Origin of the sequence: Gulosibacter sediminis (assembly GCF_014904065.1) — a bacterium.
Taxonomy (GTDB): domain Bacteria; phylum Actinomycetota; class Actinomycetes; order Actinomycetales; family Microbacteriaceae; genus Gulosibacter; species Gulosibacter sediminis.
Map to the genome: position 1 here is coordinate 41833 of NZ_JACXJG010000017.1, position 336 is coordinate 42168.

The window sequence follows — 336 nt, forward strand, 5'->3', positions numbered from 1 at the left end:
GCTGCCACAGATCCGTGCTCCCGCTGCGACTTGCTACTCGGCCTCGACCGGGTGCTCGTCGTGTGGAGTGGTCGCGACGGCCGCGGCCGTCACGGGCGGGTGCTGCATGACGTGCCCGGGGCGACGCGGGTGCAGGTCGTGTGGCGGCAACGGGTCTGGCGGTGCGGTGATGACGATTACACGCGGAAGATGTTCGTGGAGCAACTCCCGGATCTGGTCGCCCGGCGCGGGTCGACCACCACGCGCGCGGTCTCTTGGGCGATCGGGCAGCTGCGTCGCGAGCACGCGACCGTGCATAGCCTGGCTCGTCAGCTCGGCACGTCGTGGAAGACGGTG

1 pseudogene is annotated in these 336 nt (G+C 70.2%); it reads left to right on the forward strand.

The features are described 5' to 3' along the window. Nucleotides 1–192: 192 nt before the first annotated feature. Nucleotides 193–336: pseudogene (locus ID132_RS08840) on the forward strand (helix-turn-helix domain-containing protein); the annotation flags it as partial.